Annotated in this window: 29 protein-coding genes and 3 riboswitches; of the genes, 5 read left to right on the top strand and 24 right to left on the bottom strand. The window is 42.3% G+C overall.

All coding sequences use genetic code 11. The annotated features are described in order from the left end of the window. From TY15_RS19130 to TY15_RS23800, 6 genes are all read right to left on the bottom strand, one after another. Window positions 1-311 (bottom strand): SAM-dependent methyltransferase (locus tag TY15_RS19130; RefSeq protein ID WP_042375184.1); only part of this gene is annotated, 311 nt, incomplete at its 3' end. Between the two features lie 20 nt (window positions 312-331). Beyond that, complete coding sequence (gene cysC / locus TY15_RS19135) at window positions 332-931, bottom strand: adenylyl-sulfate kinase (protein ID WP_040209290.1); 600 nt, start codon at window positions 929-931, stop codon at window positions 332-334. Between the two features lie 12 nt (window positions 932-943). After that, a complete protein-coding gene (gene sat, locus TY15_RS19140) occupies window positions 944-2,092 on the bottom strand; it encodes a sulfate adenylyltransferase (protein WP_040209292.1) in 1,149 nt (382 codons plus the stop codon). Window positions 2,093-2,236: 144 nt separating this feature from the next. Further along, window positions 2,237-3,304 carry an inorganic phosphate transporter gene (locus TY15_RS19145; RefSeq protein WP_040209293.1) on the bottom strand — a complete coding sequence of 356 codons (1,068 nt, stop codon included), beginning with the start codon at window positions 3,302-3,304 and terminating at the stop codon, window positions 2,237-2,239. Window positions 3,305-3,467: 163 nt separating this feature from the next. Then, window positions 3,468-4,184, bottom strand: a complete 717-nt coding sequence (locus TY15_RS19150) for a phosphoadenylyl-sulfate reductase (RefSeq protein ID WP_040209295.1) — start codon at window positions 4,182-4,184, stop codon at window positions 3,468-3,470. Window positions 4,185-4,264: 80 nt separating this feature from the next. Then, window positions 4,265-4,375, bottom strand: a complete 111-nt coding sequence (locus TY15_RS23800) for a YezD family protein (RefSeq protein WP_244440964.1) — start codon at window positions 4,373-4,375, stop codon at window positions 4,265-4,267. Window positions 4,376-4,513: 138 nt separating this feature from the next. Beyond that, window positions 4,514-4,615, bottom strand: a riboswitch (SAM riboswitch). Window positions 4,616-4,829: 214 nt separating this feature from the next. Here TY15_RS23800 and TY15_RS19155 point away from each other — a divergent pair. Both TY15_RS19155 and TY15_RS19160 read left to right on the top strand, forming a co-directional pair. Continuing rightward, entirely contained in the window at window positions 4,830-5,111 is a 282-nt protein-coding gene (locus tag TY15_RS19155; RefSeq protein ID WP_040209297.1) for a hypothetical protein, read from the top strand. Window positions 5,112-5,310: 199 nt separating this feature from the next. Continuing rightward, entirely contained in the window at window positions 5,311-6,426 is a 1,116-nt protein-coding gene (locus TY15_RS19160; RefSeq protein WP_244440965.1) for an AbrB family transcriptional regulator, read from the top strand. 1,071 nt (window positions 6,427-7,497) lie between these two features. Here the strand turns inward: TY15_RS19160 and crcB are convergent. From crcB to TY15_RS19185, 4 genes are all read right to left on the bottom strand, one after another. Beyond that, complete coding sequence (gene crcB, locus TY15_RS19170; RefSeq protein ID WP_040209302.1) at window positions 7,498-7,863, bottom strand: fluoride efflux transporter CrcB; 366 nt, start codon at window positions 7,861-7,863, stop codon at window positions 7,498-7,500. Continuing rightward, window positions 7,860-8,237, bottom strand: a complete 378-nt coding sequence (locus TY15_RS19175) for a fluoride efflux transporter FluC (RefSeq protein ID WP_040209303.1) — start codon at window positions 8,235-8,237, stop codon at window positions 7,860-7,862. The genes crcB and TY15_RS19175 overlap by 4 nt, the downstream gene beginning before the upstream one ends. 53 nt (window positions 8,238-8,290) lie before the next feature. Next, a riboswitch (Fluoride riboswitch) is annotated at window positions 8,291-8,350 on the bottom strand. A gap of 86 nt (window positions 8,351-8,436) precedes the next feature. Further along, window positions 8,437-9,018 (bottom strand): ATP-dependent Clp endopeptidase proteolytic subunit ClpP, encoded by a 582-nt coding sequence (gene clpP / locus TY15_RS19180; protein WP_040209304.1) that lies wholly within the window; start codon window positions 9,016-9,018, stop codon window positions 8,437-8,439. 26 nt (window positions 9,019-9,044) lie between these two features. Beyond that, window positions 9,045-9,761, bottom strand: a complete 717-nt coding sequence (locus tag TY15_RS19185) for a sigma-70 family RNA polymerase sigma factor (protein ID WP_040209305.1) — start codon at window positions 9,759-9,761, stop codon at window positions 9,045-9,047. 256 nt (window positions 9,762-10,017) lie between these two features. Here TY15_RS19185 and TY15_RS19190 point away from each other — a divergent pair, with 256 nt between their 5' ends. Continuing rightward, window positions 10,018-10,215 carry a hypothetical protein gene (locus tag TY15_RS19190; RefSeq protein ID WP_040209306.1) on the top strand — a complete coding sequence of 66 codons (198 nt, stop codon included), beginning with the start codon at window positions 10,018-10,020 and terminating at the stop codon, window positions 10,213-10,215. 89 nt (window positions 10,216-10,304) lie between these two features. Here TY15_RS19190 and TY15_RS19195 read toward each other — a convergent pair whose 3' ends face one another. The 4 genes from TY15_RS19195 to TY15_RS19210 all read right to left on the bottom strand — a co-directional run bounded on the left by TY15_RS19195 (window position 10,305) and on the right by TY15_RS19210 (window position 13,796). Continuing rightward, a complete protein-coding gene (locus TY15_RS19195; RefSeq protein WP_040209307.1) occupies window positions 10,305-11,663 on the bottom strand; it encodes an MATE family efflux transporter in 1,359 nt (452 codons plus the stop codon). A 141-nt stretch (window positions 11,664-11,804) separates the two neighbouring features. Continuing rightward, on the bottom strand, window positions 11,805-12,629 hold the full coding sequence (locus TY15_RS19200) for a hypothetical protein (RefSeq protein WP_040209308.1): 825 nt from the start codon (window positions 12,627-12,629) through the stop codon (window positions 11,805-11,807). Window positions 12,630-12,983: 354 nt separating this feature from the next. After that, window positions 12,984-13,184 carry a cold-shock protein gene (locus TY15_RS19205; RefSeq protein ID WP_024027764.1) on the bottom strand — a complete coding sequence of 67 codons (201 nt, stop codon included), beginning with the start codon at window positions 13,182-13,184 and terminating at the stop codon, window positions 12,984-12,986. A gap of 204 nt (window positions 13,185-13,388) precedes the next feature. Beyond that, window positions 13,389-13,796, bottom strand: a complete 408-nt coding sequence (locus TY15_RS19210; RefSeq protein WP_040209309.1) for a MarR family winged helix-turn-helix transcriptional regulator — start codon at window positions 13,794-13,796, stop codon at window positions 13,389-13,391. 137 nt (window positions 13,797-13,933) lie between these two features. On the opposite strand from TY15_RS19210, the gene TY15_RS19215 reads away from it, so the two are divergent. Further along, complete coding sequence (locus TY15_RS19215) at window positions 13,934-15,385, top strand: MFS transporter (protein WP_040209310.1); 1,452 nt, start codon at window positions 13,934-13,936, stop codon at window positions 15,383-15,385. Window positions 15,386-15,518: 133 nt separating this feature from the next. Then, the gene (locus tag TY15_RS19220; RefSeq protein ID WP_040209311.1) at window positions 15,519-16,247 is read left to right on the top strand and encodes a protein-glutamine gamma-glutamyltransferase; all 729 of its coding nucleotides are present in this window, start codon (window positions 15,519-15,521) and stop codon (window positions 16,245-16,247) included. Window positions 16,248-16,323: 76 nt separating this feature from the next. Here the strand turns inward: TY15_RS19220 and TY15_RS19225 are convergent, their stop codons facing one another. The 10 genes from TY15_RS19225 to TY15_RS19270 all read right to left on the bottom strand — a co-directional run bounded on the left by TY15_RS19225 (window position 16,324) and on the right by TY15_RS19270 (window position 24,395). Next, window positions 16,324-17,331, bottom strand: a complete 1,008-nt coding sequence (locus TY15_RS19225; RefSeq protein ID WP_040209312.1) for an ABC transporter substrate-binding protein — start codon at window positions 17,329-17,331, stop codon at window positions 16,324-16,326. Between the two features lie 18 nt (window positions 17,332-17,349). Then, window positions 17,350-18,120: an ABC transporter permease gene (locus TY15_RS19230; protein WP_040209314.1), complete on the bottom strand. Its 771-nt coding sequence runs from the start codon at window positions 18,118-18,120 to the stop codon at window positions 17,350-17,352. Further along, on the bottom strand, window positions 18,110-18,787 hold the full coding sequence (locus tag TY15_RS19235; protein ID WP_306454206.1) for an ABC transporter ATP-binding protein: 678 nt from the start codon (window positions 18,785-18,787) through the stop codon (window positions 18,110-18,112). The genes TY15_RS19230 and TY15_RS19235 overlap by 11 nt, the downstream gene beginning before the upstream one ends. 67 nt (window positions 18,788-18,854) lie before the next feature. Next, window positions 18,855-19,526, bottom strand: coding sequence for a thiaminase II (gene tenA / locus TY15_RS19240; RefSeq protein WP_040209315.1), 672 nt, complete (start codon window positions 19,524-19,526; stop codon window positions 18,855-18,857). Between the two features lies 1 nt (window position 19,527). Next, a complete protein-coding gene (locus tag TY15_RS19245) occupies window positions 19,528-20,805 on the bottom strand; it encodes an acetylornithine deacetylase (RefSeq protein ID WP_040209316.1) in 1,278 nt (425 codons plus the stop codon). 186 nt (window positions 20,806-20,991) lie between these two features. Next, window positions 20,992-21,510, bottom strand: a complete 519-nt coding sequence (gene thiW / locus TY15_RS19250; RefSeq protein WP_040209317.1) for an energy coupling factor transporter S component ThiW — start codon at window positions 21,508-21,510, stop codon at window positions 20,992-20,994. Beyond that, window positions 21,510-22,160: a thiamine phosphate synthase gene (gene thiE, locus TY15_RS19255; RefSeq protein WP_040209318.1), complete on the bottom strand. Its 651-nt coding sequence runs from the start codon at window positions 22,158-22,160 to the stop codon at window positions 21,510-21,512. Before thiE ends, thiW begins: the two co-directional genes overlap by 1 nt. Next, a complete protein-coding gene (gene thiD / locus TY15_RS19260; protein ID WP_081799469.1) occupies window positions 22,157-22,975 on the bottom strand; it encodes a bifunctional hydroxymethylpyrimidine kinase/phosphomethylpyrimidine kinase in 819 nt (272 codons plus the stop codon). The genes thiE and thiD overlap by 4 nt, the downstream gene beginning before the upstream one ends. Window position 22,976: 1 nt before the next feature. Then, window positions 22,977-23,795 (bottom strand): hydroxyethylthiazole kinase, encoded by an 819-nt coding sequence (gene thiM, locus TY15_RS19265; protein WP_040209320.1) that lies wholly within the window; start codon window positions 23,793-23,795, stop codon window positions 22,977-22,979. An 83-nt stretch (window positions 23,796-23,878) separates the two neighbouring features. Next, window positions 23,879-23,987: riboswitch (TPP riboswitch) on the bottom strand. A 162-nt stretch (window positions 23,988-24,149) separates the two neighbouring features. Then, window positions 24,150-24,395, bottom strand: coding sequence for a glutaredoxin family protein (locus tag TY15_RS19270; protein ID WP_040209321.1), 246 nt, complete (start codon window positions 24,393-24,395; stop codon window positions 24,150-24,152). Window positions 24,396-24,554: the final 159 nt, after the last annotated feature.

Here is a 24,554-nt window from a genome sequence, read left to right on the forward strand (position 1 = left end):
CATTCCTCTGCCTCTTCACCACCGCGCCCAAACACAAAGGGATCTCCTCCCTTTAGACGAACAACCTGATACCCTTTTTTAGCGTATTTCACCAAAAAGTGATTTATCGTTTCCTGTTTCATTGTATGGTACTGTGGAAGTTTGCCACAGTAGACCAATTGAGCGCCAGACTTTGCCTGTTGCAAAAGTTCAGGATTTACAAGCCGATCATAGAGGATGACATCGGCTTGTTGCAGGCATCGCAATCCTTTAACGGTAATTAAATCTGGATCTCCAGGACCCGCACCTACCAAATAAACCTTGCCAACCATGGCTTTTCATCCTTCCCTAGCTAGATAATGTTCTTTTCCTGCAGATAGCGAAAAATTTGTTTCACAGCCTCTTGCACGGTCAACAAATCGGAACGAATCGTAATTTCTGGACGCTCAGGTGCTTCGTAAGGTGAATCAATCCCGGTAAAATCTTTAATTTCACCACGGCGAGCCTTCACATAAAGCTGCTTTGGATCACGGCGTTCACATTCTTCAATCGGACACTGGACATATACCTCAATAAACTCATCTTGTTCAAAAAGAGCCCGCACCTGTTCGCGATCGGAACGGAATGGAGAAATAAATGCAGTCGTCACAACAGAACCGCTATCGACAAATAATTTTGCCACTTCCCCAATTCTTCGAATATTTTCTGTCCGGTCATAATCAGAAAAGCCAAGGTCACGGTTCAGGCCGTGACGGATATTATCACCATCAAGGACATATTCATTAATTCCTTGGCGGAACAATTCATTCGAGACAGCATTGGCAATCGTCGATTTTCCTGAGCCAGACAGACCTGTAAACCAGAGGACACTGCTCCCATGACCATTTTGCGCATGACGATCCGTTTTAGTGACTGTAGATGTATGCCAGGTGATATTCGTTGCTTTTGACATTTGTACTCCTCCTTATACCGTCGCGCTTTCTTTCATGCCTTCAATTAATACTTCGACAACCTCTTTACGACTGAATGTTGATGGAGGCAGCGTACCCGCACGCAGCAATTCCCTGACCTTTGTTCCGGAAAGGATTACCCTGTCTTCATTACTATGTGGGCAAGTTTTATCTGAAGCCATTCCTTCGCATTTAGTGCAATAGAAGCTATGTTCAAAGAACAATGGTTTAATACCAAGTTCCCCTTCAGCAAATTCGCTGAAAATATGCTGCGCATCGTAGGTTCCATAGTAATTGCCTACCCCGGCATGATCGCGGCCAACAATAAAATGGGTGCAGCCAAAGTTTTTACGAGCGATGGCATGGAAAATTGCTTCTCTAGGCCCCGCATAGCGCATCGCCGCAGGATAAACGCCCAGTTGGACTCGCTCGGCAGGATAGTAATTTTCAAGTAAAACACGGTAGCTCTTTAAGCGAACGTCTGCTGGAATGTCATCCGATTTTGTTTCCCCAATCAGCGGGTTAACGAATAAACCATCGACCGTTTCCAATGCTGCTTTTTGGATATATTCATGAGCCCGATGAATCGGATTTCTAGTTTGGAAGCCCACAACCGTTTTCCAGCCCTTTTCCTCAAATAAAGCACGCGTTTCTTTAGGTTCGAGCCAAACATCGGAAAATACGCCTTTTTCCGGTTTCTTCACTAAAGTGACTTGTCCGCCAACATAGACCGGTCCTCTTTCATAAAGGCGTTTGACACCAGGATGGGCAAGCTCAGCTGTCTTGTAGACTTCAATGGCCTCTTTATCTAAATCCGGTTCATACCATTCCGAAACTTTAATCACTCCATAAACCTCTTGTTGAAAAACCAGTTTGATTTCTTCGCCTACTTGAAGTGATGCCGCTGTATCATAAGAAACAGGTAACGTTACTGGAATCGACCAGATTGTATTGTCTGCTAAACGCATATTTGTGACTACTGATTCGTAATCGGCTTTGCCGAGAAATCCAGTCAAAGGACTAAACAGTCCTACTCCGATTAACTCTAGATCACTCAAGGCGATGGCATCTATTTCAAGTTCCTTGTTGATGTGAGAGAAGTCATAATAGGGATTAAACGCTTGAATAAGTTTTCCTCCATGAGGTTTTGGTAAAAATGACATGTTAAATCAGGTCCCTTCTTTTCATAAAATAAAATTTGTCTTCTATTGAGTATATACGGGCGCATGGGTCGCTGTTCCTGTTGTACGGGCTTTCTGTTATGCACCTTTATTTGAAAAAACTTCATTACTCACAGTCTAGTAAATTTAATCCTTGATAATCTCTTGCTTTGCCGGCAAAGCAGTCTTCGATCTCTTCATTAACGACATCACCCCAAATACGGAGATTAGTCCCCCCGCCATGGCGATGATCGGATAAAAACTATGTTCGATGATCAATTGAATCAGTGTGTATGATAGCACCATGGATAACACTGGTGAAACAATCCAAACAGTCAGTAATTGCACGACAATATCCTTTTTTAAAACGGACTTGCCATGCTTGGCAAAGCCCATTCCGATAATAGAGGAGGTCGTGATTTGTGTGAGCGGAACTGGGATACCTAACATGGATGCGACCGTTACAATGGTTGCCCCCGTTCCGGAGATAATGCAGCCCTCTTCCAGCCTTAGAGTCGTGATTTTTTTTCCGTTTGTTTCAAGCACGCGTTGGCCCAGTAATAACGCCCCAGCCGCTACAAATAATCCACCCCAGAAAATTCCATTGCCAGTTGATAGGATATTTGCCCCAACAAGCGGTCCAACCGCATTAGCAACATTATTCATTCCCGCTGAAAAGGCTTCAAATAAGCCCATTAAAACAACTAGAGCGGATAGAAATGGAACGGCCTTCGGGATTTCCAACCATTTTTTTAGCGTTTTATTTTTTAACACGTAGGAAGCCAGAATCGCGATAACGAAAGCGGCAAACGGCGTCAATAACCAAAAAAGCATAATCCAAACAAGTTTGCCGATAAAAACGGATTGGTATACAACCCCGGCACCAATAACAGAACCTACAGCCACTTCACTTGTCGACAGTGGAATACCAAAGATGTTGGCCAAAAACAAGGATAACGCTGCTGACGTTAATACGATTAAGGCAATTTCAACTGTAAACGTGCTATTTGGGACAATTCCGCTGCCAATCGTTTTCACGACCTCACCGCCGCCAAGCCATGCCCCTAAGAAAACAGCGATCGCACACAGGAGTAGCGCCAGTCGTCTTTTCACCACTCCCGCTCCATAGGCGATTCCCATCGAAGCAGCTGCACCACTGGCACCAATATTTATCGCAAAAAATAATCCTATTGTTATCGCAATTATTGTAAGCAAAAGAAATTACCTCCTTATCCCGCATTGACGGCCAGTAAACCCATTAAGTTTTTTCAAAAATGAAGCTTGAAGGCGATGGTTGGGTGAAACTGCCCGTATGCCCGTTTGGTCCATCCTACATTCAACGGGGATAAAGAAAACCCCTCTCAATGAAAGTAAAACCTTAACGGGTGTGCAGGCCACACTCCGTTTTACCACTGCCGACCCAGCGGCCCGCACGGGAATCACCATCAGTCCCTGCCGGCTGGGTACATGGAAAACAGCCAATACTTGGGTATTGATGGTCATGAAGTGTGTTGTACGGAAGGTTCTTTTTCTTGATATAGTCCCAAACTTCATCCCATGTCCAGTGAATCAAAGGACAGATTTTTATATTTTCGAATTTATCATCTTTATTTACGAATTCAGTGTTAGCCCTTGTCGGTGACTGCTCTCTGCGCAGTCCTGAGATCCAGGCTCGTTTTGCCGTCAACGTCTCCCTTAAAGGAATCACTTTGCGGATATTACAGCACTGATTGGAATCACGTTTCCATAAGGCTGATCCATATTCAGCTGCCTGTTCATCCAGGGTGAGCTTTGGCAATTTTCGTTCAATTCTAAGTGTAGGGAAACGTGCTTCGATCTTATCAATGACCTCGTACGTTTCCGGGAAGTGTAAGCCTGTGTCTAGAAAAACAATATGGGCATCTGGCTTTACCTGATGAATAAGGTCAATGAGGACAATCGCTTCCGCTCCGAAACTAGAAGCATAGACAATTTCGGCCTCAGAATAAGAACTGTATGCCCACTCTAAGACGGCATGGGCCCCCTTTGTTTCATTTTCAATAGGGAATTCACCTGATCGTTGTTGCCAATTTTCATACGTTACTGTACCGTTCACGTGTACAATCCTCCTTTTTTTCCAACAAAAAAGACAGTCTTCCACTCTGAGCAAGTGAAGACCGCCTCTAGTTTTTCTAGTCAGCGATTTTTATTTGGTTGAAGACGAACCTTTTCATTCTTCTCAATTTGCACTATCTTGCCCTCCTGGACCACTAATGTGATTGAGCCATATTTTAACGACTCCATCATCCGCTCTATATGGGCAATGAGTTCTTTTTTCTCATCAGTGTTCAGTTTGATTCGCCCCCTTTCGAAAAAATCATCATGTGTGGCTTCATAAAAAACACCTCTCCATTAGGAAAGGCGTTTACTACAAGTTTAGTGAACACCTTATCTCCCAAAATGATCATCATTTTGCTGGAATTGGCACCTTGCTTTGCAGGTTGCCGGGCTTCATCGGGCCAGTCCCTAAGCCACTCTAGATAAGAAATTAGTATTTGATGAAATTAATCCTACCATACCAATGGGTTTTATGTAAATAAAAAAATATAAAATTTTAAAAATTCTATAAGGTCACTTTTTATTTCTTAAGCCTTGTTACATTTAATTGCAGAAATTCGCTAACCCCCCAAAAAATTTATTAAATAAGGGGGCCCCTTTTTTATTTTTTGCATTTACTGTAAATGTGAAGGAGGAGATACAAATGAGTGGTGAATTATTTTTCCATCAAATTGCCCATGAGCTTTTAAAAAAGGAAGTTGAGATTGTTACTGTGCAAGGGACCTTTACCGGACGGCTTCTGGAAGTAGGAAAAGATGTTCTTGTATTAGAAAGCCGCGGGAGAATCCGTCCCAGGCTGGTAGCCGTACGCATCGATGTGATTGTAGCCATCTTCCGCGTAGAACAGTTCCAAAGAGGACCATTCGGGTTTAATGCAGAGGAATCTGTCCATGAAGAAGATCATGTAGAAAGCAGTGACGATTAACGATTAAATCGCTCTTGAACGGTTTCACAAGAGAAAGCTATTTGCTTTCTCTTTTTATGTGGGGCGAAGTTCCCCATTGAACGAATCACTTCAATTTTCACATCGGCACATGGTAAACTAGTGGATATGTTGGATTCTGAACACACTGTGATCAAGGTTCCTAACAAAAAAATCTATTTATGGACAGAAGGTTTTTACTTTGATTATTTCTCCAAAGGTTTACAACCATAAGGTTTTCCGTTTTTTGGTAACCATGATGACGGCTTTCATTGGAGGTTTGATCTTCACTGCACTACATACGCCTATTCCATGGTTACTTGGGCCCATGGCAGCAGTGTTAATTGGCGCGCGCTTTAGTAAGCTACCCTTTTTTTGGCCAGTCTCGATTCGCGATACCGGCCTAATTATTGTTGGGTACTCGATTGGATTATCCTTCACAAAAGAGGCACTGATCCAAATAACAGCCAAGCTGCCATCCATGCTGATTATGACTGTTTTACTCGTTTGTTTTTGTGCTGGAATCGCCTTTATTGTTTCCAAACTTACCGGAGTTGACTATCCAACCGTCCTGACGGGAAGCATTCCTGGCGGGCTTTCGCAGATGATTATTTTTGCAGAAGAAATGAAGGGGATCGACATTACCACGGTGACCTTCCTTCAAGTAGCCCGGTTGATGATCATCATTTTCTTTGTTCCGTTTTTGGCATTGGGTCCCCTATTTAACGTAGGCACTCCACATACCACATTAGATTTAGTGGAGAAGGCAAGCTCCTTTTCGGGGCCACTTTTTCCAATCATTGGTTTATTTGTGGTCATTTGTGTCGCCTGTGCCTTTCTTGCCATGAAACTTAAATTTCCGACTCCCTATTTATTAGGTCCAATTCTTGGAACCGCGATCGCTTGTATTTCCGGACTGAAGGGTCCTGCGCTGTCACCTACTATTTTGGACATTTCCCAATTTATGATTGGCGGCTATATTGGCTTATTATTGAAGCCGGAAAAACTTGAGCACAAAGCCCGGATTATTAGCCTCGCCCTTTTAAGTGGCTTGTTCATGGTCATCGGCTCGGTTGGTTTAGGATTATTGCTTGTCCATTTTTACCACATCACTCCAGCTACTAGTCTATTAAGCTTGGCCCCCGGGGGCATGGACCAAATGGCCATCCTTGCCCATGAGGTTCACGCCGATTTATCGATGGTTACCGGCTATCAATTATTCCGTCTTTTTTTTATTTATTTTGCCGTTCCACCACTGCTAAAACTATTTTTTAAAGTTGGAACTAGAAAAACGAAAAAGACACTGAAGCATAGTTGAGGTCCACTTCATGCAAAAAAGCCAGTAACACTGGCTACTGGCTTTTTTGCATGTCGAGAAAGGTATTTTTTTCTGAGCGAGATTTTTTTAACTCTATAATTTTATAGCTGTTTAAGTGTGTCAGTGGAAGTTGATCTCCGCTCCAGGCGCTCGCTTTCCGCGGGCGTTCCGGTGAGCTTCCTCGGCGCTTTGCGCCTGTGGGATCTCACCTGTACCGTACTCCCGCAGGAGTCGAGCGCCTTCCACTCCAATCAACTTGACATAGTCTTGTTCACTTACAATTTTATTCCGCATAACCGACAATACCGAAGTCCGTGCAGCTTGTCTCAAATCTTTTTCTATATGTATAAAGCATTTTTCCTAAATAAGTGACTCTTTCTAATTCTTTATTTATGACCGTGCCAAACGAAAAGGGTTAAGACTTTAACCTTATTTTTAGATCACGTACAATGTGAAAGAAAAGGACAATTCTGGCATATCTTTTCATCTGATACATGCGCATGATAAATTTAAAGGGTTGTTGTTTAATAAACTAATTCCTGTTTGTCAAGACAAACGAGAAAAAAATTATGTTCTCTATCCTATGTAAATTTCCACTTAGCGAATAAACGAGTAGTTGGATGTAATCTTTAATGTGCAATAGCCCCAACTATATTTTGATTGAATAACACTAAATATCCGTTTTTTTCGAGAAGATTTTTAATCCTTGAATAAGGAATGATACATTTATAAATTTTGGCTGTGCTGTGGGATTAGATTGATTGGAGCGGAAGGCACGAAGACTCCTGCGGGAAGACGGAGCTGGGGAGATCCCACAGGCGCTTGCGCCGAGGAAGCTCCCCGTGCCGCCCGCGGAAAGCGAAGTGCCTGGAGCGGAAATCATCCTCCAAATTCAATACAGCCAAAATTTAAGAGACTAATTCAGTGCCCACTATATGTATGAACATTTTATCAAACAATAAAACTAGAAATATATAACATCCTATACGAAATTAGGTTGTCGAAAGTTTTTCGACAACCTAAAAGCCAGAACCAATGGCTACTGGCTTCGAAGTGCCCTTGTTAAATTTTTTAAAGAAAGCGGCCAATTTCAAGTCCTAAAAAGGCGAGTAAAATGCCTCCCCCATAACTAATCGTTGTGTACATGAGGAACGCCTTCTTCTGTTGACTGATATGAAGTTGAATTCCCTCTAATTTAAACGTTGAGAACGTCGTAAATGCTCCCATAAAGCCTGTCCCCAGTAATAATAATGCTGATTTATTGATCCCCATTCCAAACAAGAGCCCTAACAGGAAGGAACCTAATAGATTAATACTCAGCGTGGCGATGGGAATACTGGAAGTGATTCTCTTATTAATGACTTGACTACCAGAGAAACGGGCGATAGCGCCAAAGAACCCGCCTATCCCCACTAGTATGACCTGAAATAAACTCATCCTGTTTCTTCCTCTTTTCTAACACGAAATCCCAACCGACTCATCCCTAATCCTCCCAGCAAACTAACCAACACATAAACAAACCCTAAAAGTAGATGATGGCTTTGAAATAACTTAACTGATTCCACACTTAAAGTGGAAAAGGTCGTAAAGGAACCAACAAAACCCGTGCCAATCGCCGTCTTCAGTGGGGCTGGAATCAAAAAACGTTTAAATACTACAGTTGTCAGAAAGGCTAGCAAAAAACTACCAAGCAAATTGATCATCAACGTAGCAAAAGGAAATAATTTGCTTTCATCAAATAACGCTAACCCAATCGAATACCTTAAAATGGCGCCAAAAAAACCGGCTATACCAACAAAAATATACACCATTGTCCTACCACGCCTCCAAGATTCAAAAATAAAAAGACTCCTGCCAGTATAAGAAACTAGCAGGAGTCATTAGCCATCGGCGGTTAAAGGTGAACTCCATCACCTATATGCTCTTATTTTTATATTATAAATCCACTAGCGCTAAAAGTGAAGACTTCTTCGAAATGAAACTTCAACAACTGGTAACGCTGGTGCGTGCTCATATGGGATAGAGAATTTCATCGATAATCCCGTATTCCTTAGCTTCCTCTGCAGACATAAAATAATCCCGTTCCGTATCTTTTGCCACTTTTTCAATGGGCTGACCGGTTCGCTCGGCAATGATTTGATTCAAATGCTCTTTTAGCTTTAGGATCCTTCGGGCAGAAATTTCGATTTCCGTTGCTTGCCCTTTTACTCCCCCTAGTGGTTGATGGATCATGATTTCGCTATTCGGTAGAGCAACACGCTTTCCTTTTGTTCCCGCTAGCAGCAACATCGCGCCAAAGGATGCTGCCATCCCAGTGCAAATCGTCCGGATATCAGGCTTAATGTATTGCATCGTATCATAGATCGCAAAACCCGCCGAGGTCATGCCTCCTGGGCTATTGATATAGAGAGATATTTCTTTATCAGGGGCATCAGCAGCTAAAAATAATAATTGCGCCACGACACTATTGGCAGTATGTTCATTTATTTCTTCCCCAATGATAATAATTCTATCCTTCAAGAGACGTGAATAAATATCGTAGGAACGTTCACCACGGTTAGATTGTTCAATTACATATGGAATCGTGCTCATATACATCCTCCTTAAAGCATTTTTGGCTAAGCAGCCATACAGAGAGTGCCTGAAGGAGAGTGGAATGGAATGGAACGAACCCTGTCTGAAATGAGCATAGGCTCTTTCTGCTTTATTGTGATCATCGATATCGATTCAATCACGACTCGTGGGTCCTGATCTCTCAATGCCTCATAAAAAACATCAGAAAGAAGCGTTCTGTCTTCCTCATCCCAAAAGGAATCAACCGAGGAGGATTGACCCTCTTCTTTCTCAAGACGTTTTCGAGCACGGTGCAAATTAGCCTTGATCGCCATTTCAGTTGAATTGAATAAGTCTGCTATTTCGTTCAAATGATATTGAAACGCTTCTTTTAGCAAAAGGATTGTCGCTTGCTTGGGCGTAAAATTCCTCAGTAAAAATTCGACAGTCTCTTTAATTTCATCAAGTTTATGTTGATATACTTGGTTGAAAAAATCGGCGTCTACAGCAAATGTTTCTTTTCTTCGTTTCCGCAGCGTATCCACCCAATGATTGTAAGCAATCTTATTTAATAAGGCGGTTGTCATCTTTTGTTGCTGACGTGAATATTTTAAGGCCTTAAGATAGGTTTCTTGGGCTAGATCGTCTCCATCCCAAGTATTTTGCGCTAGAAAGCGGCAGTACCGTTGAAGTTTCGGATAATATTCGCTCCAAAATGGATCCTCCGCCATTTTTTCAGTTAATGGGCATTCCGCTGGATTCTGACTAAATTTGTGTGACATGGTTTCACTCCTTTTGCACTCTCTACCCTATAAACGTTTTATAAAGCGTGAAAAGATACGGGTGATAAAATATTTATTCCAAACGAATAGAAAAAGTTTCCATAACACTGTATTCAAGACTTATCCATCTGAACACCTTGATTATATTTTAGCATGAATCCAATGTAAAAATTTTGTAGAAAAATAATGGTGGACTATTTTTATAAGACTGCTATAATCCATATAGGAAACATTATTAATTTTAAAGGTGGGCATTATGGGGAGCACTTGTCGATATGTTGTCAACGCGCTTGGAAAAGGTGGGGAAACATATTATACTCTTTGTAAAGATAAGCAAGAACTACAAAATTGGATTCACATCAATCGTGAAAAACTAATTATGGATGAACTCATCATTACGGATAAACACCAAAGTGTTTTTTCCAAATGGTTCGGCTTAAAAAAAATATATTAACAATCAGCGACGCCATTCTTCTGAGAATGGCGTCATTATTTTAGTATTTTGATAGAATTACGGATCGAATGGCAGGCTAGTGATTTGACTTACTCCTTACTAATGGTGAATCTTTTTTGTTGGATGTAGAGGAGCCGGATCGATAAGGCAATTCCAGCTGCAAGTAAACCAACGGTTAAACCAATCCAATAACCTCTTGCCCCTAGCCCTGTAAAGTGTGATAGCAGGAAGCCAACTGGCAGGCAAATCAGCCAATAGGCAATCAGTGTCATGATAAACGCGATATTGACATCCTTATATCCCCTTAACGCAGACTGAGCAGTTGCCTGAATGGCGTCTGATATTTGGAAAAAGAGAGCAAAGATTAAAAAGTTTGCCGTTAAGTTAATAACCGCACTCTCATTTGAATAAAGGCCGGCAATTTGGTAGCGGAATGCCACGACCATTAATCCCGTGCCAATGGCAATCAAAATGGCGAGCACCACCCCAAGCCAGCTGTACTGCTTTGCATCTTTGTAACGCCTTGACCCGACCTCATAGCCGACCAGGACTGTCAGGGCCGTAGAAATGCTAATCGGGATCATATAAAGAAACGAGACGATGTTTAAGGCAGATTGATAAGCAGCAATCGTTGTCACACTAAATTTACTGAGCAGAATGGTAACCACGGCAAACATACTGGTTTCAAAAAAAGTAGATAACCCCATTGGTACGCCAATTTTTAATATTTCCTTGCAATTTTCCCATGAGAATTCTCTTAAATTGCCAAAAACAGGATAGAAAGAAAAAGGATCTTGTCGTTTAACAATCCATATTGTCATCCCCATAATGGCCCAATAAGTAATGGACGTGGCATAGCCGGCACCAGCACCACCAAGCTCTGGAAAGCCAAATTCCCCAAAAATGAGCGTATAATTCAAGAAAAAATTTACAGGCAATGACATAAGCATAATAACCATGATGACTCGAGTTTTGCCTAATGCATAAATAAACGAGCGCAGCACATTGAAAATAAATAGAGGTAGGATTCCATAGCTAAGTCCGACTAAATAATCAAAGGCCGTGCCTTGGACCCTTGTTGGCAAATTCATTTTATCGAGAAGCGGGTCTAATAAAAAGTAGCCAAGGACGATTACAACGAAGGCAATCATAACCGATAAATAAATACCGTGTTTGACGATCGATGACACTTCACCGTTCTTTTTCTCACCAAATCGCTGGGCAGCAATGGGTGAGACGGCGAGAAGAATCCCACTGATTCCCGTGAAGATGGGGCTCCAAATGGATGAACCGATGGCCACTCCGGCTAAATCGGAACTATTGTATTTACCTGACATGATAGTATTAAAAAACACCATCGAAAACATGCCAAGCTGAGTGATTAAAATAGGAATTAACAGCACAAAAATTTGCTTTGTTTTTTCCTTAATGGTAAAGGTCTGATTCATAACTGGTTCTCCTTGAAAAAATAAAAGTCCGAAATTTCATTATACTCCATCATTAGAAAATATTCCGCAAATAAATGCAAAAGCCCGTGAAACCTGATCGTCTAGCTCCTCTTTAAAAAAATAGGACCCCGAGTGGAGATCCTATTTTTTGACGATTTTAGATGGGTTATTCACTTTATATTGCACTGGCACATCGATCATGAATTCTTCTGGGGCATCCTTCCCCTTCCCCAATTTCTTAGCGGTGACTTTACCGTCGAATTCAAGCGAATCTCCAATCGCTAATTCAAATTTTTTCAGTGTTTTACTATGGCTGCACCAAGCTAGCCCAAGTTCGATTGGATTATCCTGAACGATTTGAACATGGTCAAGCACGACCACCTCATCGTTTTCTTCATTAAAAGGGTTATAGACAAGGGCAAATTGTTTCACAGTAGCCGTAAAGTGGACCTTTTCAGCAGGTAATTCTAGCTTTGGTGCCTTCACTTTCTTTGCTTTAGGCTCCTTAGGCGGTTTCGCGGCAGCAGGTTCCTTTTTTGCAACTACTTTTTCTGTAGTCGTTTCCGTTGCTTTCGTCTCCACATCACGATCTGTTTCTTGACTAGGACTGTGCTTCCCAGTATTGTCATCCATCGTCAACAGGCTTTCTTTGCCAAAACTCGATTGCTGCATCTCTTTTAAGTAGGCAGGATGGATGCAGCTGAGATGACCATCTTGAAATTCAATCACCAGCGTGTTAAATTCCCCGGAAGTTCCGTAGGCCTCAAACCCTTTGACGGTAACATGACGCTGTTGATTTCTATCCTTATACCAAAATTCCCTTTTCGCTTCCTTTGCCGATGACAATCCCCATTCTTTCAGTTTCTCTTTATAATGGTCATCATTCTGAAAGGTCTCAAAATCTCCTTTTGGCGGAATATATTGCGTTACATTTGACTGTTCTATTTGCGGTCGCAGGATTCCCACTACAGCACTTCCTTCCACTATGTATATTAATATGATTATATCATTTATAGGAAAAAATCATAATGTTATCCATGCGTTTCCATACCTGCCTAGTTTAGGTCTGGTTACCATTGATTCCTATTATAAAAATGTTTGGTGTTTGGAGAAATCTATGCTATACTAGTTTTACCATTTACTTTATTGATTCATGTTCCCTGCTCATTTTTTGAGCAGGGTTTTTTATTTGTCTATTTTACTACTTTTCCTCATTACCAAAATTCTCTCCCTTTTCGTGAGTAAATCAACAATGTCTTTAACTCTCATCGCAAAAAAAAAGACTCTACGAGAGAGTCTTTTTCATTTATGTGGTTAAGATTATGCTTTACGAACGTTAGAAGCTTGTGGTCCACGTTGACCTTGTTCTACGTCAAAAGTAACTGCTTGACCTTCGTCTAAAGATTTGAAGCCTTCGCCTTGGATTGCTGAGAAGTGTACGAATACGTCGTCTCCAGCTTCGCGCTCGATGAATCCAAAACCTTTTTCTGCATTAAACCATTTTACTTTACCTTGTTCCATGTGTGTTTCCTCCTGCTGTGTGCTTTGCACACAATGTATTACTATCCTTGCTCAAATCTTCAAGACAAAAAGCAGTATCACTTTAACGTTCTTTCCGACTCACAAAAATAATTCTTCTTTACTATAACAGAAACATTTCAATAAAGCAAACCCTTAAATGATAGTTTATTGTTCTTTTTGTAAAATAATCTTACTAAATGGTAGTTAGTGCAATTTTTGTAGCAGGGTGAATAACTGATCTATTTCTTGTTTTGTTAGGTGTTGGGTGAGTTGTTGATGCCTAGAATCTAGGATACTGGTGAGAGTTGGATGAAAATCCAATCCTTTTTGTGTCGGATAAAGCCGATAGGCACGTCGGTCGTTCTCATCGACACTGCGCATTATATAGCCAGCTTCCTCCAATTGCTTAACAGCACGAGCCGTGGTCGCTTTATCAAATTTTAATTCTGACGTTAAGGTATCTTGATTAATCCCCGGGCACCTTAAAATTTCAATTAAAAAACTATGCTGTCCCCCACCGCCAATCTGAAATGGTTTTAGTTCCTTCGTTAAATTTTTTTGATTTTGGCGATAGATTTGCGAAATTAACTTTCCAATCGGTTTTCTTTTCATAAGGATCCCTCTTTAAAATATGTCAATACTAGAAATGTACCGCAAATTAGTTGCGGATGCAACCATTTCAGAGTACACTCAATACTAGTTAAATAGTTGCCTTTGCAACTATATATGAATTTAATGAGGTGTTAAAAATGAATCCAACAATCAAAACCTATCAAGACAACCCAGCTATTCAAAGAAAGAGATGGTCTATCTTAATTATCCTTAATTTATTTGTCTTTATGTCAACGTTAGACGGGAGTATTGTCAATATTGCCCTACCTGTTATCTCCGAAACTTTACACCTCCCAATTGTCAAAACACAATGGGTCGTTAGTAGTTACTTAATCGCTATTTGCACCTTCATCCTATTATTTGGTAAATTAGGAGATTCGTTTGGAAAAATAAAGATTTTTAAGTTAGGCACGATTATTTTTCTGATTGGCTCCCTGTTATGTGGATTTAGCTCCTCCCTTCCGTTGCTCATCCTATTTCGGATCATTCAGGCTGTCGGGGCTTCAATGACAATGGCTAACAGTCAGGGAATCATAACGGAAATCTTCCCACCAAAAGAACGCGGCAAGGCACTTGGTCTGATCGGAACCTTTGTTTCGCTCGGCAGTATTGCTGGACCTAGTCTTGGTGGCTTTCTTGTTTCCGCTTTCGGCTGGGAGTATATCTTTTGGGTGAACATCCCGATTGGAGTCATTGCTGTAGCATTAGGGTGGCGAATGCTGCCAGTGGATATTACATTTGTAAAAGCTAAGACTGATGTATTCGGAAGTCTGTTATTTTCGATCTTTATCATTTCCTTGTTTGCAGGACTTTTACTCGGCCAAGAAACGGGGTACGAAGATATCAGGATTGTGATCTCCCTTATTCTTGCTGTAGTCACTTTTGTTGCTTTTTTATGGATTGAGTCTCGGATCTCCAATCCGATGCTCCAATTCTCATTGTTTAAAAACGCTTCATTTTCGTTAAGTATCCTGTGTGGATTTCTCGCGTTTGTTGCTAATTTTTGTTTTAATATCATTTCACCATTCTATACACAAAACATTTTGCATTTATCCCCTGTTAGTGCGGGTTTATTATTAATGCTGTTTCCGATCAGCATGGCCATTGTTGCTCCATTAAGTGGGGCCCTATCGGATAAAATTGGCTCAGAACTATTAACCTTTGTCGGCTTACTGGTGATGGTCGTTGCCCAAGTAGGGCTTGCCACCTTGCATAACGGCAGTTCTATCATCGTCGTAGGCATCTTGGTGGCCCTCTTAGGTTTAGGGAATGGTATCTTCCAATCTCCCAACAATTCATTGGTGATGTCATCTGTCCCTAGGTCGCAGCTCGGTATTGCGGGAAGTATTAATTCCTTAGTTCGAAATATCGGAATGGTCGTCGGAATCGCGGTGGCGACTACTACCTTATTTGGGGTCATGAGCGCGAAGGCAGGCTACCATGTTACAGGGTTGATACCCGATCGCCCTGATCTGTTTATCGCTGGGATGCACATTGTCTTTATTGGATCCGCAAGTATTTGTTTAGTTTCCGCCTTTTTAACAGGTTTCCGTTTATTTAAAGCAAAAGTAACAATTAGACAGCAATAGTTGAGGTGTCAACCTTTCGTTTACGGAGATATACCTTCAAAGGAATAGTGGATTCCATTAAAAATGATAATGATTAAATCATAAGCTTCATATTTTAATAGGAGGAGTTGAGATCGAATACGGGGAGGATCACATGATAAGAATCAATCATCAGATGGTGGCACAAGCCGAACTCATCAAGGTAATTAGCAACAAAGAGGCACAGACCATCGTAAAACAAATGGCTCAATACCAGACGAACTATGATTATCCATCAATGCCATATTTGAATTTCGAGCTTCAATACCGTGTAAATACGATGAAGGCCGCACGGGAACTAGACAAAAGTGATGCTAAGTTCACCACGTTTGCGACTTCCTTTTGCAATAAACAGTATTGGGACCGGTTAAGTAATGGCGGCTTCCTGCTTAAACCTAGAATTAGTCCCTCTATAGCGCTTCTAGACATCCTGAAAAATGGCAAACTTTATGCGTTTGAATGCTCAACAGCTAGCGCGATCGTCTTGTATATTGCTACACTCTATTCGATTGGCAGCGAGCGGTTTGATTTTCTGTTTGCACGGCTCTACTTAATGGATTGGCAATTTGATGAGGATTTACCGATCTATCAGAAATATGGAGATGATTATTTACCAGGGGATGTTTTACATTTCAACAATCCGGATTTTGATCCAAAGCAACCGCATTGGCGTGCCGAGAATGTCATCTATTTTGGCGATGACCAATACTTTGGACACGGAATCGGCATCCGCAATGCTAGCACCATCATCAACTTTCTAAACAAAAAAAGAAAAGCAAATTCCCAAATCTCCGCCTACCTCATGCAAATGATCACCCGACCCAATTATCGATCATTTCTATGAGTGTCAGGCACCATCCGTGGACAGTGTCCACGGGTGGTGCCTGACACCTTTTTTACGCTTTACACGATCGATATTGTTAAAAATTGATAAATGCATCTTCTGCTTTTAGTTTTTGTTTGATGATGTTGGTGCTCTCTAACCATTTGGCGACTTTTTCCCATGTGTCGGGATCTTGGTAGCCGAATGGTTTTTCTTTTGCGTCCATCAAGGGAAGGAGAATTTCTAGGCTTTTTGTTTCAATCTCCTTATCTAGTGGCGACGTCTTGTCTTCATGGTTCATTAAAATTGCGAGACCTTCCTCTGGATGCGCCGCAACATATGCCTGCCCCTTCGTGATCGCCGCGATAAACTTTTTATACAAACCACTATTTTGTTTCAAACCTTTCTCACTACCGACCAATACTAATTCATAATAATCAGGAACACCATAATCTGCCGGATTAATCGTACGCATCGGATGCCCCTCTTTTTCAAGCAATAATTTCTCGTGATTAATATACCCTCCCATCAAGGCATCCGTTTTCTTCGTAGCCATAGCAGGAATCAAATCCCAACCCACGTCTACCATCTTCAACTTATCAGCATCCCCGCCGTCCGATTTAATCATCGTTTTAACAATCGCTTCATCGAGTGGGATTGACGGGTAGCCGATCGTTTTTCCTTCTAAATCCTTTGGGGTTTGAATCGACCCATCAGCGGGTACCATTAATTGGTTCAATGGATGACGAACGAGTGCTGCAAAGGATTGAACCGGAATGTCCTCTCCTCTAGCAACCAGCACCTGTGGTTGATAGCTAAGCGCCATGTCGATTTTGTTAGCAGCGACCAGTCTAAGCGGATCGTTCGTGTCCGCAGGCATTTGAATATCTACATCCAAGCCCTGTTCTTTGAAATAGCCTTTTTCATTTGCAACAAACAAAAAGGAATGGACGGCATTTGGGTACCAGTCCAGCATTAAACTGACTTTTTCGAGCTTCTGGTCCCCACTTGAAGTTGACGTACCCGCCGTTTTCTCATCAGATTTCCCACAGGCACTTAGCAGTAACAGTACAAGACAAACCATCATTAAAAAACTTTTCTTCATCGACTATTTCTCCCTCTCTTAGATGCGAAATCTATGTTTCAATAATTTTTTTTCAACTAAACTAATCAATAAAAATAGGACAATCCCCAGTAACGACAAAAGAAAGATCGCTGCAAATACGGCATCCGCTTGTAAGTTCCCGGACATACGTCGGCTAAAGTAGCCTAACCCAACACTAGCACCGAGCCATTCGCCAATCGTTGCGCCAACCACACAATAAACCACAGACATTTTCAAACCAGACAAAATCGATGGCAATGCTAACGGTACCTGCACTGTTTTAAAAATAGCCCAGCGATTGGCTCCCATCGTCTGCAGCAACTCCCGATATTCATTTCCGCCTGACATCAATCCATCATAGGTACTCACGACAATCGGAAAAAAGGCTGTTAAAAAGGTAACGGCAATTTTGCTCCAAATGGAATAACCAAACCACATAATAAAAATCGGCGATATCGCGATCAACGGGATCGTTTGCGATATTACAAGGAACGGATACAATACTTTTTCCAACGGACGAGAAAAGTGCATCCCGATACCGATCAGCAAGCCAGCCATTACCGAGATGACAAACCCAATCAGGACTTCCTTAAGGGTTGCCGGTAAATGCTCTTCCAATAGCAGCTGACGGTTTTCTACTAACGATCTCCAGATTGCCGACGGTGCCGGCAAAATAAACGCAGGAATGAAACCTTGACGCACCACCCATTCCCATAGGCTGACGAGGAGGATGACAACAATCAAAAATAGGCCATACTCTCCCGTCCATTTATTCAGTCTAGTTTTCATGGTGTATCAACCACTCCAGTTCTTTTCTCATCGACATAAACTCCGGTTGATAGATGAGTTCTGAATTTCTTGGTCTGGGCAGGTTTATCTTTACTTCTTGTATCCCCTTTTTACCTTTCAAGAGATAAATTCTATCGCTTAACAAAATAGCTTCCTCTAGATCGTGAGTGATGAACAAGACCGTCTTGGCCAATTCCCCCCAAAGCCCCAATAACCATCCATGCATATTTCGTTTTGTTAATGAATCAAGGGCCCCAAATGGCTCATCTAGCAATAACAGATCTTTCCCCATCATTAAGGTTCGTAAAAAGGCCACTCTCTGCCTCATCCCGCCCGATAGTTCATGGGGAAAGGCTTGTTCATATTCAGCCAGCCCAAAACGGGTCAGCCACTCCTGTGCTTCCGTCCGTTTTTTTGGCTTATTTTGCTTCGTCAATTCGACTGGAAGCAATACATTGTCTATCACCGTTCTCCATGGTAAAAGCAGGTCCTTTTGCGGCATATACCCAACTGTCCCTAATCTTTTCGGCTGACTTTGACCATTCATGAGGATTTCTCCCTGTCCAGGCTCGAGTAAACCAGTAACTAACTTAAAAAGGGTACTTTTTCCAGACCCACTCGCGCCGATGATGGAAACAAATTCTCCTTTATTCACATTCAGTGACATGTATTCAAAAATTGGTTTCCCGTCATTAAAGGAGTAGGCTAGTTCTTTAATAGATAAGATCGACGCATTAGACAGGCCACTCGCCCCCCTGGTAGACCATATCCCAAAACAAATATTCAAATCGAGAGGTCGTTAGGAAATGGTCTTCTAAGATGGCTAACTCTTTTTCTGGTTTCCCTTCAGCCAAATTATCTAACAATTCAATGAGCCACATTGCCAAGGAGGCAAACTCATTTGAAGTGTACATTTTGATCCATTCTCCGTATAGCGAATGAGTGATAGCATTTGGATAGGTTTCTGCTAGCATTTTGCTAATCTCCCAATAACTCCACATACACGGCAATAGTGACGAGACTAATTCCGCAAGTGAACCATTTTGCGCGACGTTTAGCATATAACGAGTATAGGCCAAGTTCATCGGGGTCGGCTTTGTCTCTTCCAATTCCTGCTTCGTTATCCCGAACCGTTCCGCATACTTTCGGTGCAAATCCATTTCTCCATGCAATGTCTCGTCGAGAAGTTTGGCAAAAGCAGCCATCGTATCCATGTCTCTGGCTTTAACCGCGCCAAATGCGAACAGCTTCGCATAGTCAATTAAAAACACATAGTCTTGCTTCATATATCGAATAAACGATTCAATAGGAAGATCTCCTCTTCCTAGCCCAACCACAAATGGATGCTCGTGTGTCCTCCCCCAAATATCACTTACGTTTTGAAACAGTCTCTCTGAAAATTTCATCTCACTCTTCCTTCCTTGTGTTGCACCAATCCGCGATAAAGACAGCTAATACTTTCATAAAATCTAACAATTGGCGGATTTCGACCTTCTCATTAACAGCATGGGCATCTTCTAATTTTCCTGGTCCAAAAATGACGGTTGGAATTCCGGCACGACCGAGCCAGCCAGCGTCTGTTACTGTAGTCGACATGCCTAAGGTGGGCTTTTCTGATAACATCTTTTCAAAAGAGTGGGATAAAGCTTTTGTGCCAGGGTGGGTTTCATCTATTTCTAATGAGGGAAAAATTTCACCACGGTCGACAATCATTGATTTTCCACCCCACACAAATTGTGGCGGGTTTTCTCTAAGCCATGGATCGGCGGCTGCCACAGCACCAATATGCTGTTCGATTTCCTTAATGACTTTTTCATAGTCTTCATTCGGGTAAAAATGAACGGTTACCCATAAGGCACAACGATCGGCAATAAAAGCGGCATGCCTCCCTCCCTCAATAACAGCAGGATTAATCGTATTGGTGCCCGGTGGAAATCCATCATAGCTTTTCGTCACAGCCCAGTGCCGTTCCAGCTCCTGAAGTCCACCGATAATCTTAGTCATTTTCTCAATCGCACTGGCCCCTTTCACACCACCACCAGCATGAATCATGTTTCGTCTTAACCCATCATGATACGTTTCTTTGCTTTGAATCGTGATCCAGCCTGTGATGACGCCACCTTGACCTTGAATATGTAAATCACTTGTATCTACAACAACTGCATAGTCAGCTGTATACCCTCTTTCAGTGCATGCCAGCGTTCCAGCCTCACCGACTTCTTCACCGATTACGGATTGAAATTGAAGGTCGCCACGGAGGGTAATCCCCATTTCTTTTAATAGCTTTATCGCGACAAGTGCTGCAGCAATCCCGCCTTTCATGTCAGCTACACCACGTCCATAAAGATAAGAATCTTCTATTCTAGCCAAAAATGGTGATGCCTTCCATTCTTGATCATCGCCCACCTCAGCAACATCGACATGTCCATTGATGATTAAACTTTTAAATTGAGTGGAATCTTCACCTGCCAACACCCCAACAACATTGGGATCTCCAGGGTATACATCCCACATATCAGTGATAAATCCCAACTCTTCCATATATCCTTTTATGAATCCCTGCACGTCATTGGTATTCCGGGCGGGTGGGCTCACCGTTGGAAACGAAACCAGCTTCGTCAACAATTCAATTAATTCCGCTTGTCTTGCCTCGACTTCATTTGAAATTTTTTCAGCTACTGTCATTTTCTTTTTCCCTCCTTGCGCACAAATAAAAATCCACTTCTTGAAAACGGAAATGGACGGATTCACTTTATATTGCTATAAAGTTTTGATTCATCCACTTCTCACTGCTTGGATTATCCAGTCCAGGTTCAAAGGGTTCGATGCGAGCACCGTCGTATGCCCCAAAAAGGCTTCCCCTAGCGATGTTTATTTTATTTTCATGATTTTGGCTTTACTTTCACCCATCATCACGACATTTTTCCTTATAAAAATAGTGAGAATCACAAAGCCAAGCAATGCTCCCGCAAATGAGCTAAAGATGAATAAAGGGATAAATCCAAATAGAGTGGCTTTCTGTCCAAGGATGAGCGTGGCAATCGGATAGCACAAGAGCGCACCGAGGATGCCCGTCCCAATGACCTCACCTAGAAAAGCGAGATAAATTTTCCTCGTTTTTAAAAATAACAGCGATGCCAGCAATGCCCCCACCATACTGCCAGGGAAGGCAAAAATGGAACCTGTTCCCATTAAGTTTCGGATGAGGGACACACAAAGGGCCTGGGCTACCGCATAATAAGGTCCCAACAAGACCGCTGACAAGACATTCAAGAAATGCTGGACAGGAAATACTCTTGTAAACCCGATTGGAATCGAAACGAGATTACTAGAAATGGTCCCAATCGCAATTAACATCGCGGTCATTGTTAATTTATGCGTCTTTTTCATCAGCCAACGCTCCTTACCCACACCGAATTTTTTAATGCCAGTGCCGCTTCCTGTGGGGATTCCGCCTGGCTGATCGCGGTAATAACAGAAACTCCATCTGCCCCAGCTTCGATCACACTTGCTGCATTTTCACTTGTGATCCCGCCAATTCCGACGATTGGCACTGTATATCCATTTGTTCGTAAAGTTTCGATCAATGTCGTCCCGCGAACCGGCTTTGCATCCGCCTTGGTGCTGGTCGGATAAATGGGACCAATTCCAAAATAATCGGCACCATCCTTTTGTGCGGACATTGCCTCTGCTTCTGAATGGACAGATACACCAAGGATCTTGTTGCCAATCCTCGCTCTAACGGTTTTTACCTGCTCATCGTCCTGCCCAATATGAACGCCATCTGCATCGATGGCAAGTGCCAGTTCGATATCGTCATTAACAATAAAAGGGATCTGATGTGCTCGGCAGATGCGTTGAAGTTGTTGAGCAAGTTCCCATTTTTCCGGTCCTGTTAATGCTCCATGACCCTTTTCTCTAAATTGGAACAGAGTAATCCCCCCCGCAATCGCATCCGTGAGCACTTCGGCTGGATCGGATAAGCAGTTGTTACTGCCCATGATAAAATAAACCTTTAATGATTTCTGCAAATCGATCATAGCTGTGCCATCTCCTTACCGTTTTTTCCTTTTCGAAAAGCCCAGTGATTGGTAGGTCCATGGCCATTGCCAATCTCAATTCCAGCTTCAATTGCCGCCTGAATAAACGCTTTTGCCTTGTCAACGGAGTCGTAGATTGTGGTTCCTTTAGCGAGTTCTGCCGTAAGTGCCGCTGAAAAGGTACACCCGGTTCCATGGGTATTTTTTGTATCGATTCGCTTATTGGTAAACGTAAAGTAATCTAGGCCATCAAATAATAAATCAGTTGATAACGCTGGGTCTTCATCATGTCCGCCTTTAATCACGACATTTTTCACTCCGAATGCCGCTAATCTTTTGGCGGCCTCTTTTTTATCCTCGGTGGTAATGATCGACATGCCGGTTAACACCTCGGCTTCCGGAATATTCGGAGTAATAACCATGGCAAGTGGCAATAAATGAGTTTTCATCGCAGAAATAGCTTCCTGCTGCAAAAGAGATGCTCCCCCTTTGGCGATCATGACAGGATCGACAACCAAGCTCTCCCATTGATAGCGCCTGATTTTTTCGGCAACTGCTTCAATGATTTCCGCATTAAACAGCATGCCTGTTTTGACAGCATCCGCACCGATATCCTCGCCAATCGCTTCAATTTGTTTCGCGACTGCTTCTGGTGTCATCGGATAAACCCCGTGAACGCCTAATGTATTTTGCGCGGTAACCGCGGTGATGGCCGACATGCCAAACACCTCTAATTCCTGAAAAGTCTTTAAGTCGGCCTGGATTCCGGCCCCGCCGCCACTATCAGAACCTGCTATTGTTAATGCTCTTCTCATCCTACATCCCTCCACCATTTTTTTTAATAACAGCCCATTCATTTATATCTTCTGCTGAAACGAGCGCTAATTGATTGAGGAACTCGATTTGGAAACTGCCGGGTCCCCTTTCAGCCGTTTGTTTAGCGGCCATTTCGGCAGCAATCCCATAGTAGGCTAAGGCGGCAACGGAAGCTTGAAGCAGATTTTTCTCTACTCCAGTAAACGCGCCGATCACAGATGTTAACAGACAGCCTGTTCCTGTCACCTTGGTGAGAAGAGGATGTCCATTAGCAACTACATAGGTGTTTTCACCGTCTGTGACAACATCCTCCTTGCCAGTAATCACCACGACACTTTGCAATTGTTTGGCTGCTGTGATAGCAAGGTCGATGGAATTACCTTTGGTTTCTCCAACATCGACACCTTTAATTTCCCATTTTTCACCGACGACATTGGCGATTTCCGCGGCATTCCCTCTTATAATGGCAATTGAGAGCTCGCTTAGAATTTTTTTCGCTGTTTCAGTTCGATACGGCGTTGCTCCCGCCCCGACTGGATCAAAGACAACCGGTACGCCACCAGCGTTTGCGGCCTTTCCTGCCAGGATCATCGACTCAACTGTCTGTGAATTTAACGTTCCAATATTCAAAACTAGTGAACTAGCTATTTTTGCCATATCGGCCACCTCTTCAGGGGCATAGGCCATTACCGGCGATGCCCCAAGAGCAATCAGCCCATTTGCCGTAAAATTGGTAACGACCACATTCGTGATATTATGTACGAGTGGCTTCTCCTCCCTCACTTTTTCCAACACTTTAGACAAGTTCCTTTTTTCCAATCCAATCTCCCCACTTCTTTTATTAAATAAAAAAACCAGCTCCATAAAATGGACCTGGTTAGTTAGAAAGAGAAATAATTAAACATTTCACTAGACTACTTTCCTACGCTGGTATGATCCAGATCAGGTCCAAAGGGTTAAAAACTTAGCGTTTTCTCTCAGCCTGATTACAGGGCACCCCTAGTAGATACATCATTTATTAAATTACGTTCATAATAACGCTAATTAAAATCGAAGTAAAGCAAATTGTTCCAGTTTAATGGTTTAGTCATGTACACTAACCATTGTGGGGCACTTCGACAACCTCATTGTACAGCCTTGTACATGCATAACATGTTTACACTTTTTTCAGTTCTAAACGTTGCTTTTTGCTAATTCCATAAGCTCCTTTAACTCATTGGTAAAACCTTTTATGGCTCGATCGCCAAACACCGTTACAGGAACACCTAGGTAGCCGTATTTTTCCACTTCCGTTTGATACTCAGGGTTTGTCGCGATATTCCTCGTCACAAAGGATATTCCCTCCTGAATCAATACTTGTTTCACCATCGTACACTCGATGCAATCATTTGTCGTATAAACAATAACTTGTTTAGCCATGAATCATTTTCTCCTCTTTCATCGGGATAGTTGCTCTTTTATATTCATTAAGCCCATTATGAACGAAATAACCAAAGTTGAACAATAAAATACCTTCACCATCCGACACAAGCACTCGAGAAATGTCTATTCCTGCGCTTTCCCAAGCAATAATACCCT

The sequence above is a fragment of the Neobacillus jeddahensis genome (genome assembly GCF_000612625.1).
In the GTDB taxonomy this organism is placed as follows: domain Bacteria; phylum Bacillota; class Bacilli; order Bacillales; family Cytobacillaceae; genus Neobacillus; species Neobacillus jeddahensis.